This is a genomic window from Janthinobacterium fluminis, from assembly GCF_028595325.1.
GTDB classification, from domain to species: Bacteria; Pseudomonadota; Gammaproteobacteria; order Burkholderiales; family Burkholderiaceae_D; genus Janthinobacterium; species Janthinobacterium fluminis.
This window is the reverse complement of the sequence record NZ_JAQQXR010000006.1, coordinates 240252-255404: the sequence shown is the minus strand read 5'-3', so window position 1 is coordinate 255404 and position 15153 is coordinate 240252. Positions and strand designations below refer to the sequence as shown.

14 protein-coding genes are annotated in these 15153 nt (G+C 69.7%); all 14 read right to left on the bottom strand.

The features are described from left to right. Nucleotides 1-38: 38 nt before the first annotated feature. The 14 genes from OIK44_RS16880 to OIK44_RS16815 all read right to left on the bottom strand — a co-directional run bounded on the left by OIK44_RS16880 (nucleotide 39) and on the right by OIK44_RS16815 (nucleotide 15129). Nucleotides 39-2072, bottom strand: coding sequence for a hypothetical protein (locus tag OIK44_RS16880; protein ID WP_273672327.1), 2034 nt, complete (start codon nucleotides 2070-2072; stop codon nucleotides 39-41). Between the two features lie 25 nt (nucleotides 2073-2097). Next, on the bottom strand, nucleotides 2098-3273 hold the full coding sequence (locus tag OIK44_RS16875; protein ID WP_273672326.1) for a LytR C-terminal domain-containing protein: 1176 nt from the start codon (nucleotides 3271-3273) through the stop codon (nucleotides 2098-2100). Between the two features lie 12 nt (nucleotides 3274-3285). After that, entirely contained in the window at nucleotides 3286-4230 is a 945-nt protein-coding gene (locus OIK44_RS16870) for a type II secretion system F family protein (RefSeq protein ID WP_273672325.1), read from the bottom strand. Between the two features lie 33 nt (nucleotides 4231-4263). After that, nucleotides 4264-5241, bottom strand: coding sequence for a type II secretion system F family protein (locus OIK44_RS16865; protein WP_273672323.1), 978 nt, complete (start codon nucleotides 5239-5241; stop codon nucleotides 4264-4266). Nucleotides 5242-5246: 5 nt separating this feature from the next. Further along, a complete protein-coding gene (locus tag OIK44_RS16860) occupies nucleotides 5247-6623 on the bottom strand; it encodes a TadA family conjugal transfer-associated ATPase (protein WP_273672321.1) in 1377 nt (458 codons plus the stop codon). A 34-nt stretch (nucleotides 6624-6657) separates the two neighbouring features. Next, entirely contained in the window at nucleotides 6658-7812 is a 1155-nt protein-coding gene (locus OIK44_RS16855; RefSeq protein ID WP_273672320.1) for a CpaE/TadZ family protein, read from the bottom strand. Nucleotides 7813-7852: 40 nt separating this feature from the next. Beyond that, nucleotides 7853-8365 (bottom strand): TadE/TadG family type IV pilus assembly protein, encoded by a 513-nt coding sequence (locus OIK44_RS16850; protein WP_273672318.1) that lies wholly within the window; start codon nucleotides 8363-8365, stop codon nucleotides 7853-7855. An 11-nt stretch (nucleotides 8366-8376) separates the two neighbouring features. Beyond that, on the bottom strand, nucleotides 8377-8847 hold the full coding sequence (locus OIK44_RS16845; RefSeq protein ID WP_273672316.1) for a TadE/TadG family type IV pilus assembly protein: 471 nt from the start codon (nucleotides 8845-8847) through the stop codon (nucleotides 8377-8379). 11 nt (nucleotides 8848-8858) lie between these two features. Beyond that, nucleotides 8859-10418 (bottom strand): pilus assembly protein TadG-related protein, encoded by a 1560-nt coding sequence (locus OIK44_RS16840; RefSeq protein ID WP_273672315.1) that lies wholly within the window; start codon nucleotides 10416-10418, stop codon nucleotides 8859-8861. 17 nt (nucleotides 10419-10435) lie between these two features. Next, the gene (locus OIK44_RS16835) at nucleotides 10436-10714 is read right to left on the bottom strand and encodes a pilus assembly protein (RefSeq protein ID WP_273672313.1); all 279 of its coding nucleotides are present in this window, start codon (nucleotides 10712-10714) and stop codon (nucleotides 10436-10438) included. A gap of 9 nt (nucleotides 10715-10723) precedes the next feature. Beyond that, a complete protein-coding gene (locus OIK44_RS16830) occupies nucleotides 10724-12289 on the bottom strand; it encodes a type II and III secretion system protein family protein (protein WP_273672311.1) in 1566 nt (521 codons plus the stop codon). After that, entirely contained in the window at nucleotides 12286-13158 is an 873-nt protein-coding gene (cpaB, locus tag OIK44_RS16825; RefSeq protein WP_273672309.1) for a Flp pilus assembly protein CpaB, read from the bottom strand. Before cpaB ends, OIK44_RS16830 begins: the two co-directional genes overlap by 4 nt. A 64-nt stretch (nucleotides 13159-13222) precedes the next feature. After that, nucleotides 13223-14521, bottom strand: a complete 1299-nt coding sequence (locus OIK44_RS16820) for a P-loop NTPase family protein (protein ID WP_273672307.1) — start codon at nucleotides 14519-14521, stop codon at nucleotides 13223-13225. After that, nucleotides 14509-15129 (bottom strand): methyltransferase family protein, encoded by a 621-nt coding sequence (locus tag OIK44_RS16815; protein WP_273672305.1) that lies wholly within the window; start codon nucleotides 15127-15129, stop codon nucleotides 14509-14511. Before OIK44_RS16815 ends, OIK44_RS16820 begins: the two co-directional genes overlap by 13 nt. Nucleotides 15130-15153: the final 24 nt, after the last annotated feature.

Sequence of the window (15153 nt, the reverse complement as noted above, 5' to 3'; positions counted from 1 at the left end):
AACCGGATGAATCCCGGTCCGGCGCCGCCGCGGCCGCCTCAGTTCACCTGGAAGCTGGTGGCGGTCACGGTCTGCGTGAGCGGCGTCGTGACGGTGACGAAGAAGCGGCCGGTGCTGGCGACGGCGGGGCAACCCATCGTCACCGTGTAGACCGGCACGATCAGCGGCTGGCCGACGCCCAGCACGATGTTGGGCACCGTGATGCCGGCCGGTAGCACCGGCGTGACGGTGGTGCCGAATAGCGCGCTGAAGGCGATGGTGCTACCGGCCGGCATCACATTGCCGGCCTGGTCGGTGACCTTCACCTGCACATTGGTGGTGCCGCCGGCCGCGCAGTTCAGCACCGCCGGGGTGGTCGTCACGGTCGCCGTACTGCCGGAAAATATCTGCACGAGCTGGCTGGACACGTACAGCGTCTGCGCGCTGGGCACTTGCGGATTGCGCAGCACGCCGTTGTACTGGCCGTCGCCCGGCGTGCTGCAGGTGGCGTTCAGGTTCGCCCCGACGCAAGCCTCGCCGGCCGACCAGTCGCCGCTCTCGTTATCGTCGCGGAAAATGTCGGGGCTCTTGTCGGTGAAGGTGTCGCTGCCGTCGAAGACGTTGTTGCCGTTGGCGTCGAAGAAGTTTTCCTCGCCGAGCGCATACGCCAGCACCGTGACGCGGCCGTTGGCCGGGCGCGGACTGCCGGCCCGCAGCGCCACGCTGCACGCCCCGGAACCCGGCGTCGCCGTCCCGGTCAGACAGGACGCCGTGACGAAGCCGCCCTCCGTCGTGAAATTCACCGCCGTGCCGTCCGGGACCGGGTTGCCGAAATGGTCGCCCAGCGCGGCCGTGACGATGCTGCACTCCTGGTCGTAGTCGCGCCCTTCGCAGTTGCCGATCTTGGTCGACAGCGAGAAGTGGGCCTGGTCCGGCACGCCGGTGGAAACGACGAGGATGTTCGACAGGCTGGTCAGCAGGGGCGTGCTGGCGCGCACCGACGCCTGCACGCGCACCGAGGTCGGAATCGTGCCGGCCACCACCTGGGCCGTGACCTTGCCGTCGGCGGCCGAGGTGGCGGAAGCGGGATTGAGCGTCAGCCCGCCGACGGTGCTGGCGCTGTTCGAGTCGGCGAAGACGAAGTCGACCAGCTTGCCGGCGACCGGGGTGCCGGTGGTGTCGAACACCTGGAAGGTCAGCGTCGAAAATTCCTGCCGGCCGACGCTGCCGCTGCCCTTGAGGGCGATGTTGCCGGTGTCGGCGGAGACGAATTTGAGCGAGCCGGCCGTCGCCGGCAGCACGTTGACGCTGCCGCTGTTGCTGACCGTGGCGCCGGCCAGCGTGGTCGTCGCGGTGATCAGGTCGGCCACGCCGCAGCCCTTGTCCGTGTAGCTGGCGGTGGCGACGCCGTTCGCCGTCAGCACCGGCGACGACAGCGTCGCCTTGCCGGCCGCCGCGCAGGGCGAGCTGAAGGACACCGATTGCGGCGGCGTGTAGACGGCGCCGGCGCTTTGCAGCGTGGTGCTGACGCTGGCGTTGCCGCCGGCCGACAGCGTGGCCGGGGAGATCGTCAGCGCGCCCAGCGTCAGCGTCGGGAAGGTGACGGTGTAGCCCTTGGTCGCCGACGCGGTGGCGGCGCCGCTGGCGCTGGCCGTCAGCGTGAACGCGCCGGCCTGGCTGCCGGCCGGCAGGCCGATGCTGGCCACGCCGCTGGCGTTGGTCAGCGCCGTGCCGGACGAGGGCAGCAGCGTGGCGCTCTTGTCGCTGGTGATGAAGGTCAGCGCGACGTTCGCCAGCGCGTTGCCCTTGCTGTCCTTGAGCAGCGCCTGCACCGTGCCCGGGCGATCCGGCGACACCGTGGCGGTGGCCGCGCCGGCGGCGTCCGTCAGGGCCAAGGTCAGCGCGGCGCTGGCCGGCGTCGTGCCCGGCGTGCTCGTGCCGCACGAGGGCAGGCTGGGGTCGCGGCTCGGGTCGAGCGTGGTGCAGCCGCCGCCGGCGCCGCCGCTGCCGCCGCCGCAGGCGTTCAGCAGCAGGGTCAGGGCGCCGATCAGCAGGCAGGGGGCAAGGGCGGAGAGCTTCCTATTGTCGAACATGGCGTTTCCCTTTTCTCAAGTGAAATCAGTTCCCGGAGTCGTTCAGGGCCAGCAGCGGCAGGTCGGCGGCGGCGTCGAGGCGGGCCAGTTGGGCCTTGGCGTCCTTGCCCAGCACCAGGCGCAGGTCGGCGCCCTCAGCCAGATACTTGGACGCTTGCAGCGCGACCAGTCCCTTCAGCGCGTTCTGCAGTGCCGCCGCCTCGCGTTCAAAGCCGGGGCGGTACAGGATGGTGGTGTTGCGCTGCGTGTAGGGGCGTTCGTTGCGCAGGCGCCGCACCGGAATGCCCATCTGCGCCAGCACATGGCGCATGCGTTTGGCCATGCCGGTGACGCCGTTGCCGTTGGCCACTTCCAGGCCGGCGCGTTGCTGCGCTTCCGGCGTTGCCGCCACGGCGGCGGCGCTCGGCGCCGCCGGCCGCGCGACCGGCAGCGGCACGATGGCGGCCAGCGTCGGGACCGCGTTGAATTTCAGCTGGTACTCGTTGGGTTTCAGCTGGACCAGTTCGACGCGGCCGGGCGGCGCGGCCACTTCCGCCACGGCGGCCGGCGCCGGCGGCGCGACGGGCGCGGGCGGCGCCAGCTGGGGCGGCGCCGCAGCCTGGGCAAGCGGCTGCGCCGGCGCGGCAACGGCCGGCTCGGGCGCCTGCGCGGGCGCGGCGGGCGGCGTCGCCACCGGCGCGGCCTCGGCGGCGATCAGCGGCGCGGCGGCGTCCGGCACGCCGGCCCCGGCCGCACCGGCGGCCTCGGCCAGGGCCAGGTTGTTGCGCGCCAGTTCGTTCTGGCCGTCAAGCGCCAGCGCCTGCCGCAGCGTCGCCGTGGCCGCCGCGTAGTTGCCCTGCATGTAGTAGACATAGCCGAGGTTGTTGTATGGGTGGGCGGCGCCGGGGAAGTCGGCCACCACCTGGCGCAGCAGCGCCGCCGCCTGCTCCAGCTGGCCCTGGCGGGCGTGCAGCGCCGCGGCCGCGTTGCGCGCCTCCAGCTGGCCCGGCTCGAATTCGAGCGACAGGGTGTAGGCGGCCAGGGCCAGTTGCAGCTCGCCGCGCTCCTGCAGGTGCTTGCCGAGCCGGTAGTAGGTGGCGGCGTTGTGGGCCGTGGCGGTGGCCGCCGGCCGTGACAGCAACTGGGATGCCGGCGGCGTGGCGCAGCCTTGCAGCAGGCCGGCGCCGACGATGGCGGCCAGAAGCGGGCGTAGCTTGAACATGGTGCTCTCCTGTTAGTTGCCGCCGCCCATGCTGGGCAGTAGCACGCGGTAAATCTGGATGAATGCCGGCCCCATCAGCACGACGAGCAGCGAGGGGAAGATGAAGAAAATCAGCGGGAACAGCAGTTTCAGGGCGATTTGCGCGGCCTGCTCCTCGGCCCGCTGGCGCCGCTTGGTGCGCAACTGCTCGGACTGGACGCGCAGCGAGTCGGCGATGCTGGTGCCGAAGCGCTCGGCCTGGATCAGCATGGCCACCAGGGCGTCGACGTCTTCGACGCCGGTGCGCAGGGCCAGGTTGCGCAAGACTTTTTCCTTGCTGTTGCCGGCGCGCAGTTCCAGCGTGACCAGGTTCAGCTCGTCGCTGAGCACCGCGCTTTTCAATGCGATTTCCGCGGCCACGCGGGCCAGCGCGGCGTCCATGCCGAGGCCGGCCTCGACGCAGACGGTCAGCAGGTCCAGCGCGTCGGGGAAGGTTTCGAAGATTTCCCGCTGGCGCCGGAAGATCAGACGGTTCAGCACGAAGTTCGGCAGGTAGTAGCCGAGCGAGGCGATGACCAGCAGCCAGAACAGCAGGGCGTTGGTGCCGAAGCGCCCGCCCGTCGTGCTGAGCACGAAGAACAGCAGCAGCGGCAGGCCGATCGCCAGGCCCGTCTTGGCGGCGAAGAACAGCGCCGGCGCCGACGGGTTGCGCAGGCCGGCGTTCATGAAGCGGGTGCGCAGCACCGACTGCTCCCAGCCCTGCTCGGGCAGCGACAGCTTGGCCAGCGGGCCGGTCAGCTTGACGATGCGCGCCAGCCACGGGCTGGGCGCGTCGCCGGCCGCCGCCGTGGCGCGGCCGGCGACGGCGTCGAGGCGCTGCTGCACCGGACCCGGCGCGGCCAGGCGCAGCAGCAGCATCGCGCCGGCGAACACGGCGACGAACAACAGCGCTAGAAATCCCATTTGCAGTATGCTCATGCTGCCTCCTTGATGTTGGGCCTTGGGGCCGCCTCAGACGCGGATGCGGATGATCTTGCGCATCACCAGCACGCCGGTGCCCATCAGCAGCAGGGCGCCCAGCATCATCTTGCGGCCGGCCGGGTCGACGTACAGCATCTCCAGGAAGGCCGGGTTGGTCAGGTGTATCATCGCCGCCGCGCCGAAGGGCAGCAGCGACAGGATCCAGGCCGACAGCCGGCCCTCGGCCGACAGCACGCGCACCTGGCCGAGCAGCTTCATGCGGTCGCGGATGATGCTGCTGATGCTGTCGAGCAGCTCGGACAGGTTGCCGCCCGTCTCGCGCTGGATCAGCACGGCGATGACGAAGTAGCGCAGGTCGGTGCTGGGCACGCGCGTGGCCAGGTTCATCAGCGCGTCCTGCATCGAGATGCCGAAATTGACTTCGTCGAAGGCGGCGCGGAACTCGTCGGCCAGCGGCGCATTCATCTCCTCGCCGACCATCTTCAGGGCCGTCGGAAAGGCGTGGCCGGCGCGCAGCGCCCGCCCCATCAGGTCCAGCGCGTCCGGCAACTGCTGTTCGACGCGGGCCAGGCGCTTGCCCTTGGCGGCGCGCACATAGCACAGCGGCAGCAGCGCGCCGGCGCCGGCCAGGGCCAGCCGCAGCGGCCACGGCATGCCGAAGTAACTGGCGCCGAACAGCACGAACAGGCCGGCCAGGCCGCTCAGCGCGCCGAACTCGGCCACGCTCCAGGACAGGCCGGACTGCTCCAGCAGGCGGTCCAGCCCGTGCACGCGGGGGATCTCCAGCAGGATGCGCTGGAAGGCCGGCGTCTTGCTCAGCAGGCGCTTGCGTATCATCGTCACGTTTTGCTCGCCGCCGTGGCTGCCGGCCGACATCACGCGCAGGCGCCGCGCCACGCGCTCGGCCTCCGGCCCCTTGGACGAGTTCCAGCTCAGGTACAAGCCTTCGATGAGCAGCACCACGGCGACGAAGATCAGGGTGGCGAAGATGTAGTAGAGGTAGTCCATGATCGTCAGTGGTAGTGGCGGCTGGGGTCGAACAGGGCTTCGGCGACGTTGACGCCGAAGGTGCGCAGGCGCTCGACGAAGCGCGGGCGCACGCCGGTGGCCTGGTAGTGGCCCAGCACGGCGCCGTCCTCGGCCACGCCGGTCTGGCGGTAGGCGAAGATTTCCTGCATGGTGATGACGTCGCCCTCCATGCCGGTGATTTCCTGGATCGAGGTGACCTTGCGCTTGCCGTCCGTCAGGCGGGCGACCTGGACGACGACGCCGATGGCCGAGCTGATCTGCTGGCGCATGGCCTTGCTGGGCAGGGTGGCGGCGGCCATGCTGACCATGTTTTCCAGCCGCGTCAGGGCGTCGCGCGGCGTGTTGGCGTGGATCGTCGCCATCGAGCCCTCGTGGCCCGTGTTCATGGCCTGCAGCATGTCGAGCGCCTCGCCGCCGCGCACCTCGCCGAGGATGATGCGGTCGGGGCGCATGCGCAGGGCGTTGCGCACCAGCGCCCGCTGCGTCACCTCGCCCTTGCCCTCGATGTTGGGCGGGCGCGTCTCCAGGCGCACGATGTGCGGCTGCTGCATTTGCAGCTCGGCCGCGTCCTCGACGGTGACGATGCGCTCGCTCTCGGAGATGAAGCCGGAGATGGCGTTGAGCATGGTGGTCTTGCCGCTGCCGGTGCCGCCGGAGATGAGGATGTTGATCTTCGCCTTGCCCAGGCCCTGGAGGATTTCCGCCATCTCGGCCGTCAGGCTGCGGTGCGCCACCAGGTCGCTCAGGCGCAGCGGCTGGGCCGAGAAGCGGCGGATCGACATGATCGGGCCGTCGATGGCCAGCGGCGGGATGATGGCGTTGACGCGCGAGCCGTCCGGCAGGCGGGCGTCGACCATGGGGCTCGATTCGTCGATGCGCCGGCCGACGCGCGAGACGATCTTGTCGATGATCTTCATCAGGTGGGCGTCGTCGTTGAAGGTGATGTCGCTCAGCTCCAGCTTGCCGCCGCGCTCGACGTAGACCTGCTTGTGGGTGTTGACGAGGATGTCGGAGACGCTGGGGTCGGCCAGCAGCGGTTCGAGGGGGCCGAAGCCGAGCACCTCGTTCTGGATGTCGCGCGTCAGGTTCTTGCGCTCGATGTCGTTGATGACGACGCTGTCCTCTTCGAGCAGGCGGGTGACGAGGATTTTCAGCTCGTCGCGTATCTGTTCCTGCGACAGGCGCTGCATGCCCTCCAGGTCGACGCGGTCGAGCAGGGTCTGGTGGATGCGGTGCTTCAATTGCTGGTAGGCGCGGTTGTCGATGGCGCCGCCGCGGTTGCCGCCGTAGGCGGCGTTGGCGCCGCTGCCGGCGTGGGCGCTGCCCAGGCGGTCCCTGAGGTTCAAATGGTCGGCTTTCATGTCGTGCTCTCCTGTCGCGTTGGTGGGTGGGGGCTCAGGCGCGTTGGAACACGCGCGCCAGCCAGCCCTGGTTGCTCTGCTCCGGCTGGCCCGCCAGCGATTGGGCGAAATCCAGCAGGGATTTGGAAATCGGGCTGGCCCGCGCCAGCTTGATGATGGGCACGCCCTGGTTGACGGAGGCGGCCGCCGCCTCGTAGTGGTTGGGGATGCTCTTGAAGATCCGCGCGCCGTAGGCGTTTTCCAGGTCGCGCTGGCGGATCTCGTCGTTGGCCGAGTAGCGGTTCAGGATCAGGTGGATCTTGTCCCTGCGGTAGTCGAGCGAGCGGAACACGTCGAGCAGGCGCTTGCCGTCGCGGATGTAGGGCAGGGTCGCCTGCAGGATGGGGAAGATCATGTCGGCCTGGTCGAGCGCGCGCACGCTGACGGCGTCGAGGCTGCGGCCGACGTCGAGCAGAATGAAGTCGTACTGGCGCCGCGCCAGCTTGAGCAACTGGTCGATGTGCTCGGGTTTGACGTCGTTGGCGTGGGCCGGGTCCTCCGGCGCGGCCAGCACGCCGAAGTTCGGCGTCACGTGCACCATGCTGGAGGTCAGGAAGGACGGGTCGAGGCGGTGGATCTGCTGGGCCACGTTGGACAGCGTCGCCACCGGCTTGCTGTCGGAGACGAACAGCGAGGCGTCGCCGAACTGCAGGTTCAGGTCGAACAGGGCGACGCGCTGGTTCTCCTGCTGCGCCAGGGCGTAGGCCAGGTTGGCGGCGATGAAGGTGGCGCCGCTGCCGCCCTTGCAGGAGACGAAGGCGAGCACCTTGCCGCTGGCCTGGCTGTGCTTGTCGCGCTTTTCCTCGATGCGCCGCAGGGCCGGGTACAGGCTGGCCGCGTCGGCCGGGCTGGGCAGCACTTCGCGCACGCCGGCGCGCATCGCCTGCAGCAAAAATTCCGGCCCGTGCTGCTGGCACAGCAGCACGAAGGCCAGGCCGGGGTGGTGGTTGCCCAACTGTCCCAACTGCTCCAGGTCGTCCTCGCCGATGTGGGCTTGCTCGAACAGCAGCACGTCGACGCCGGCCGGCTCGGCCAGCCGGTCCAGGTCGCCGACGACGATGTCGACGTCGTCGTTCGGATTGCGCGCGCGTAGCAGCCCGGCCAGTTCGATCAGCTGTTTTTCGTTCTTGGACAGGATGACAATTTTCACGGCAGGCTCCGGGCTGTGTGGGGTTGGGGTTGGCAAAGGCTCAGTTGACGGTGAAGCCCAGGCTTTCCGCGTGCATCACGACGACCGAGGGCGGCAGCGCGATGTTGAGGAAGCTGAACATGCTCGTCATCGGGCCGTAGCTGACGCCGTCGACGGCCACGCGCACGCTGTAGATGCAATTGGCCGTGCGCGTGATGTCGCCGCAGGCCGACAGGTTGTCGCCCGGGTCCTGCGGCAGGCTGGCGACCTCGGTGCCGTCCTTTCTCAGGTACTGGATGCTGATGTTGGCGGCCGTGATTTCCGGGCCGGCCGGCAGCGCGGCGCCGCCGAACAGGGCCAGCGTCTTGATCGCCGCGCCCTGGTCGACCCAGCGCACCACGGCTTCGCGGGCGGCGCGCCGGGTCACCTCCTGCAGCGTGTTGTAGATGTACAGCATGCGGCCGAATTCGAGGACGGCGAACAGCAGCGTGAAGAACAGCAGGGCGACCAGCGCGAACTCGACGGCGGCGGCGCCGCGTTGCCGCGGCAGGGGGGAAGGCGTGGCGGCGCGCATGGCGGTTCTCCTCACAGCATGTAGGGCATGGTGGTGCGCGGCGACAGCGGCGTCGTGTAACTGCTGTTGGCGCCGATGACGAAGGGCAGGTACTGGCCGACGGACAGCGTGTAGTTGACGATGGCCACGCGCACGCCGGCGGGCGCCGTGCCGTCGCTGCAGACGCTGTCGTTGAAGCTGGCGTCGAGGCAGACGACGCTGACGTTGGCGCCGGCCAGGCCGGGCACGCCGGCGCTGGCGGCCGCGTCCAGCACCACCTGCCGGGCCGCCGCCACGCCGGCCGAGTTGATGCTGGCCTTGGCGCTGATGGACATGGCGCGGGCGCCGTCGCGGCTGGCCTTGCTGAGGGCGTCGTAATACCAGAAGGCGCGGCCGAAGCCGAAGATGCCGGCCAGCAGCGTGACCAGCAGGGCCAGCACGATGCCGAATTCGACGGCGGCGCCGCCGCGCTGGCCGGCTCTGCGGGTGGGGGCGGTGGGCATCGTCGGCCTCCTCATTTATACAGTTTGATTTCGGACGTGGGCACCGGCTCGATCAGGCCGCTGAACTCGACGTCGAGGTGCTTGGTGCCGCCGCTAAAGTCGGCCTTGGTCAGCATGAAGAACTTGCCGATGCCGACGGCCGTCATGGTGCCGCAGGAGGCCGGCCCGACGGGCGCGACGCGGCAGTCGACCAGCACGACGTTGAGGATGCGGCGGTTGCGCTGGCCCGGATGGGCCACGCCGGGGGCCAGGAAATACGGGCTGCCGGCGCCCTGGTTGTAGGGGGCCGCCGGCGTGCCGGGGGGGAAGCTGACGTCGGCCGTGGTCGGGTAGTTGGTCGAGGCCGTCGTGTCGAAATAGTTCACGGCCGCCGTGTTGTAGAGCGGGTTGGCGTTGGCCTGGGCCGGCGTGAAGGCGCTGCCGGCCTTGGGCGGCGCGCCGGCGTCGGCCTGGTAGGCGGGGCCGTAGGACCACAGCACGCCGTAGCCGGCGAACTGGGCCTGGCCGGCGATGGCGGGCGTGGCGCTGGCCGCCGGCAGCAGGTAATTGGGTTTCTTGGTGGCGGCGTCGATGCTCACCGTCTGCTGGTTCGGCAAGGTGCTGGCGCCCGGCTCCAGCCAGTTGATCGGCGGCGTCACCGTCACCGTGTTGGGGGCGTTGGTGACGCAGGGCGAGGCGCCCTTGCATGGGTATTCTCGGATGTTGACGTCGGGCGGCGCCGTCACCGGGTCGCACACGGACGGCCCGCCGTAGTCGTCGAAGCGGGAGTTCAGCGACGCCGCCAGCGAGGCCGTCATGCCGGTGTTGGTGTAGACCTGGCCGGAGCCGCTGGAGACGACGGCGCTGCTGCCGGTGCACATGAAGGGCGCCGTCGAGGCGGCGCTGGAATGGCCGGCGGCGCAGGCCACGGGCGGGGCGTCGACGGGGTTGATCAGGTAGGGGTCGGAGCTGCCGCCCAGCGGGTTCAGGCCGAACAGATTGTAGCTGACGCCGCGGCGGAAGCCGAACTCGACAAGTTCCGTCAGGCCGCTGGGATAGGTGTACTTGGCCGTCTTGTTGGCCGGGTCGACGGCGCACACGCCGATCGGCGTGACGTCGTTGACGAAGCGCCCGGCCACCGCCACGCCGACGGTGCTGACGGTGTTGATGCCGGCCACGCCCATCAAATAGGTGGCCAGCGTCTTGCTGCCCGTGTCGACCTGGATGAAGGTCATGCCCTGCGGGCTGGCGCGGGCCGTCGCCGCGCTGCTCCAGGGGCCGTCCGGGCTGTCGGAAAAGCCCAGGTTGGCCTCGCTCAGCGTCAGCGGCGTGCTGAAGTCGTAGCGGTTTTTGCCCGCCACCAGCAGGGCCTGGGTGACGGCCGCGTTGACGCCGTCGAGCTTCTCGTTGAGCTGCTTGGCGCCGGCCAGGGCGGCGCCGTCGGCGCCGTTCTGCAGCTCCGCCTTGACGATGTACAGGTGGCCCAGGTCGAGCACGAAGCCGCCCATCGCGAACAGGATGACCAGGGTCAGCCCGAGCACGATGGCGATGGCGCCGCGCTGCCGGTGCTGCCGGCGGAATGCTGGAGTCATGGCCGTCTCCCCGCGCCTCAGCGCTTGCCGACGCCGATGGTGAAGGCGTCGGCCTGCGGCTCCGGCGTCGCGAAGGACTTCTGGTAGCGCTCGTAGGCGGCCTTGGCGGCCTTACCGTCGACGCCGGCGACGGGGTCGGCGTTGCGCACGGCGTCCGGGCGCAGCGTCTGCTGCGCCTGCAGCAGCTTGACGCTCTCGCCGAAATGGCGGTCCAGTTCCGGCGTCGTGGCGACGCAGCCGGTGGCGGCGAACAGCAGCAGCGCCCAGGGCGCGGCGGGGTGGCGGGGGCGGGTCATGGCGCTCTCCTATTTGACGTCGAAGCCGCTGGCGGCGGCGGGCGGGGTGGCCGGCGCGGCTTGCGGCGGCGTCCCCTCCATTTTTCCTTGCAGGAAGAACTCACTGCGCGTCGGCTGCACATACGGGTCCGTCGGCAGCTTGTAGTCGGGCGGCAGCGGCTTGACGAGGTGGGGCGTGATGATGAAGACCAGCTCGCTGCGGTCGGTCTGGAAGTCGCTGCTGCGGAACAGCGCACCCAGCACCGGCACCTCGCCCAGCACGGGCAGGGCCTTGATGTTGGTCGTCACATTGTTCTTGATCAGGCCGCCGATGGCGAAGCTCTGGCCGTCGAACAGTTGCACCGTCGTGGTCGCCCGCCTTGTCGTGAACGAGGGCAGGATGGCCGTGCCGGAAATGCCGTTGGCGGTGATGCCGATGCCGTCCTTGTTCAAGTCCGACACCTCGGGCGCCACCTTCAGGTTGATGCGCCCGCCGTCCAGCACCGTCGGGGTGAAGCGCACGGCGACGCCGAATTCCTTCTCCTCCAGCGTGATGGTCGGCACGCCGCCGCTGTTGGTCTGGCTGACGGGGATGAAGATCTTGCCGCCGGCCAGGAAGCTGGCCTCCTGGCCGCTGATGGCCATGATGGTCGGCTCGGCCAGCACCTTGATCAGGCCGTCGCGTTTTTGCGCGTCCAGCGTGGCGAAGTTGCCGTTCTTGTTGTTGAAGCCGTCCAGCACGCCGGGCTTGTTGGTCAGCAGGTTGGACAGCAGGCTGTAGGTCCAGCTGCCGACCGTGCGGCTGACGCCGAGGCTGGCGCCGAGCTGGTCGACCAGGGTTTTCGACACCTCGGCCACTTTCACCTCCAGCATCACCTGCTGCGGCGCGGCGATGGACAGCATGTTGACGACCTTGGGCGCGGCCGCGGCGTCGGCCGGGGCGGCCGGGGCGGCTGCGACGGCGCCGCCGGCCGCGCCGCCGCCGGCGCTGGCGCCGCTACGGGCGCTGCGCTGCACGAAGGCGTTCGCCAGCGCCAGCGCCTGGTCGGCCTTGACGGAGTCGGACACCGAGCCCGACAAGATCAGGGTGTCGGCCGCGGCCGTGATCTTGATCTGCTTTTCCGCGCCCAGCAACTGGCCGAAGCTGGCCTGCAGGGCGGCCGTGTCGATGCCGACGGCCAGGTCGATGACGGTGGCGTCGTTGCCGCGGCTCCACAGGATCAGATTGGTCGAGCCGACCGATTTCCCCAGCAGATAGACTTCGCTGGGATTGAGCAGGATCACGTCGGCCACGCGGGGGTCGCCGACGGCGATGCGGCTGGCCGGGTAGGGCAGGTGCATCAGCGTCGACTTGCCTTCGGACAGGTTCATCTGCGGCGCCAGTTCGACCCGGCCGCCGGGCGCCGATGCCACGGGCGGCGCCATGTCGGCCTTGGCGCGGGCGCGCTTGGCCGGCTTGGCGTCGGCGCCGGCGGCCAGCGCGCCGGCCTGCAGCGCGGCCTGGCCCTGCGCCAGCGGCGCCGCCAGCGCGGCACCCGCCATGGCCAGCGCTAAGCGCGCGGCGGCCGCCTTCGTTGCTGTGCGAAATGTGCTCATTGCAGTCCTCCTTTCTGGTATTGCTGGGAGCTGCGCTCCAGCCCTTTGATGACCTCGACGTTGTCGCTGGGGCGGGGCGGCGCCGCCGCCGTTCGCCTCGGCGCCGGGCGCGGCTTGGGCGCGGCGGCGGCCGCGGCGGGCGGCGCCGCCGGCGCCGCCTTCGCCTCAAGCAGGCTGGTCTTGGTGGCGCCGTCCGTGTTGACGGGTTTCGGATCGATCTGGTTGCGCAGCACCAGCGACAGCGTGCCGACGCTGCGCGCCAGGTCCAGCTTTTCCGCCTGCTCCGGCGTCAGTTCCAGCGTGACGGCGTTGACCACCTTCGGCTTGGTGTCGTCGCGGCTCGATTCCTGGGCGATGGCCAGCACGAGTATGCGTTCCAGCACGATCTTCGAGATGTTCGGGTCGCGCGCCGGATTGTTGCGCGCCCCCTCTTCCTGGGTGCTGACGAGGATGTCGACGAAATTGCCGGGCAGGGCGAAACCGGCCACGCCGACGACGTCGTTGACGCGCACCGTCATGGCGCGCTTGCCGTCGGCGACGACGGCCGACAGCCCGCCCTGGGTGCCGGGCGGCGCCAGCTTGCCCTCCATCACCGGCTCGCCGTGCTGGATGCTGGTGCGCGTGACGCGCGTTTCGAGCAGCTTGGCGTCGTTGAAGGCGCCCGGCGGCATGGCGCTGGACGGCCAGTCGACCATGCGCACCATCTCCGGCGTCAGCCTGGAGCCCAGGCTGATGTCGACCAGCGCGACGGCGACCTTGTTGGTGTTGCCGCTGGCTTGGCCGTTGATCCAGCGGGCGGCCACGATGACCGCCGCGAATGCCAGGGCGACCGCAAAAGCCATCATCATCAAAGCGCGTGTGTTTCTCATCTCTCCCCCTCGTCGTTGTTACAGTCGTGCCGCCAGGCCACGTCCCCTTGCCCTTACGCCGGCCCTAGGTGCCGGTGAAGTAATTGTTCCAGGCCCAGGCCAGCACGGTCCGGTCCAGGCGCGCCTCGCGGCCCTCGTAGCGGGCCAGGTCGCTGACCTGGGCCAGGATGTCGCGCGGATAGCAGGCCAGCAGCGGGCGCTCCTCGGCCGCGTGCAAGTCGTGCAGCAGGTAGGCGAAGACCTCGGCGTCGAAGGCCATCGCGTAGTAGGCGCAGACGCGGCGGAATATCGTTTCGTACTGGTCCGGCGTCATCGCGCCGACGTGGATCTTGTAGCCGATGCGGCGCAGGAAGGAGCCGTCGGCCAATTGCTCGGGCGGGAAATTCGACGAGAACACGACGATGACGTCGAAGGGCACGGGGAATTTGTAGCCGGTGTGCAGCGACAGGTAGTCGACGTGGCGCGCCATCGGCACGATCCAGCGGTTCATCAGTTCCACCGGCGAGCAGCGCTGGCGCCCCAGGTCGTCGATGATGAAGATGCCGTTGTTGGCCTTCAGGTGGGGCGGCGCCTGGTAGAGCCGGGCGCCGGGGTCGAATTGCAGGTCGAGCATGTCGAGCGTCAGCTCGCCGCCCGTCAGCACGGCCGGGCGCGCCGCCCGCACCCAGCGCCTGTCCTGGGGGGCGCGGCGGTCGAAGTCCTCGCTGGGCTCCTCGGCGACGAGGGCGTGCACCATCGGGTCATAGAAGGGCACGACCTCGCCCTCGATCATGATGGCGTGGGGCAGGGCGATGGCGCCGTTGAGCAGGCCGCTGAGGCGCTCGGCCAGATAGGTCTTGCCGCTGCCGGCCGGGCCGTGCAGGAACACGGCGCGCCCCGAGTTCATCGCCGCGCCCAGTTGTTCGAGCACGTTGGGGGCGACCACCAGGTCGCCGAACTCGGCGGCCACGTCGGCCCGCGTGATGTGCATGCGCGCCACGCTCTGCGCCGCCACCTGGGCGTTGTAGTCGGCCAGCGTGACGGGCGCCGGGCCGGAGTAGGCGTTGCGGCGCAGGTATTCGGCGGCGCGGGTGCGGCCGCCGTCGCTGAGCTGGTAGTTCAGGTCGGCGTCGGTGCCGCTGCCGCCCAGGCGGTTGACCTCGCACAGTTTTTCGCTGCGCATGAAGGCGATCAGCGGGTCGAGCACGCTGACGCTCAGCTTCAGGTGGGCCGACAGGGCCGGCAGGCGCACCTGGCCGCGCAGGAACAGCACCTTGCTGATCAGTTCGACGAGGAACAGGAAGGGCAGGCCCGTTTCCTCGACGCTGGCGGGGGCGCGCGCGGCGGCCGGGCCGGCGTCGCCGGCCGGTTTCAGAAGATCCATGGCAGCACCCGGTACTTGACCCTGCCCATGTAGGCGCGGTAATCGGCGTCCTGGCCCAGGTGGCGCTCCTCGCGCAGCATGCGCAGGCCCAGCATGGCCAGCGTCAGCACATAGGTCAGCACATTGGCCGCCGAGGTGTTGGCCAGCACATAGGCGGTGAACGACAGCAGGTAGCTGGCGTACATGGGGTGGCGCACCAGCCGGTACATGCCGCCCGTCTTGATGCGGCGCTTGGCGGCGACCAGGCCGTAGCTGCGGTTCAGCGAGATCAGGCCGGCGATCTGGATCAGGATGCCGGGCACCAGCGCGTACCTGGCCTCGGGCAGGATGCCGCCGGCGCTGGGGTTGAAAAAGAAGGGCGCGAAGGTGGCCCCTATCGCCAGCAGCCAGTCGCCCGGGTCGAGCGACACGGTGACCGCCTCCGAGCGCAGCAGGAACAGCGCGGCGGCCAGGGTTTCCGAGGCGCAGAACAGCAGATAGGTCCAGTCGCCGCTGCGCTGGAAGGCCAGCGCGTGGGCATAGGAGAACATGCCCCAGGCCCAGGCCAGCAGCATGCCGCTGGCAAAGTTGAGTCGTTTCGAGCGTAGCAGGGCGGGCAAAGTATCCATGTTTTCTCTTCCTGTAAAAAGACG

Coding starts and splice junctions, on each gene's coding strand:
- OIK44_RS16820 (WP_273672307.1), bottom strand. CDS start 14,521: ATGGATCTTCTGAAACCGGCCGGCGACGCCGGCCCGGCCGCCGCGCGC.
- OIK44_RS16850 (WP_273672318.1), bottom strand. CDS start 8,365: ATGCGCGCCGCCACGCCTTCCCCCCTGCCGCGGCAACGCGGCGCCGCC.
- OIK44_RS16835 (WP_273672313.1), bottom strand. CDS start 10,714: ATGACCCGCCCCCGCCACCCCGCCGCGCCCTGGGCGCTGCTGCTGTTC.
- OIK44_RS16845 (WP_273672316.1), bottom strand. CDS start 8,847: ATGCCCACCGCCCCCACCCGCAGAGCCGGCCAGCGCGGCGGCGCCGCC.
- OIK44_RS16865 (WP_273672323.1), bottom strand. CDS start 5,241: ATGGACTACCTCTACTACATCTTCGCCACCCTGATCTTCGTCGCCGTG.
- OIK44_RS16840 (WP_273672315.1), bottom strand. CDS start 10,418: ATGACTCCAGCATTCCGCCGGCAGCACCGGCAGCGCGGCGCCATCGCC.
- OIK44_RS16875 (WP_273672326.1), bottom strand. CDS start 3,273: ATGTTCAAGCTACGCCCGCTTCTGGCCGCCATCGTCGGCGCCGGCCTG.
- OIK44_RS16870 (WP_273672325.1), bottom strand. CDS start 4,230: ATGAGCATACTGCAAATGGGATTTCTAGCGCTGTTGTTCGTCGCCGTG.
- OIK44_RS16830 (WP_273672311.1), bottom strand. CDS start 12,289: ATGAGCACATTTCGCACAGCAACGAAGGCGGCCGCCGCGCGCTTAGCG.
- OIK44_RS16880 (WP_273672327.1), bottom strand. CDS start 2,072: ATGTTCGACAATAGGAAGCTCTCCGCCCTTGCCCCCTGCCTGCTGATC.
- OIK44_RS16815 (WP_273672305.1), bottom strand. CDS start 15,129: ATGGATACTTTGCCCGCCCTGCTACGCTCGAAACGACTCAACTTTGCC.
- OIK44_RS16860 (WP_273672321.1), bottom strand. CDS start 6,623: ATGAAAGCCGACCATTTGAACCTCAGGGACCGCCTGGGCAGCGCCCAC.
- cpaB (WP_273672309.1), bottom strand. CDS start 13,158: ATGAGAAACACACGCGCTTTGATGATGATGGCTTTTGCGGTCGCCCTG.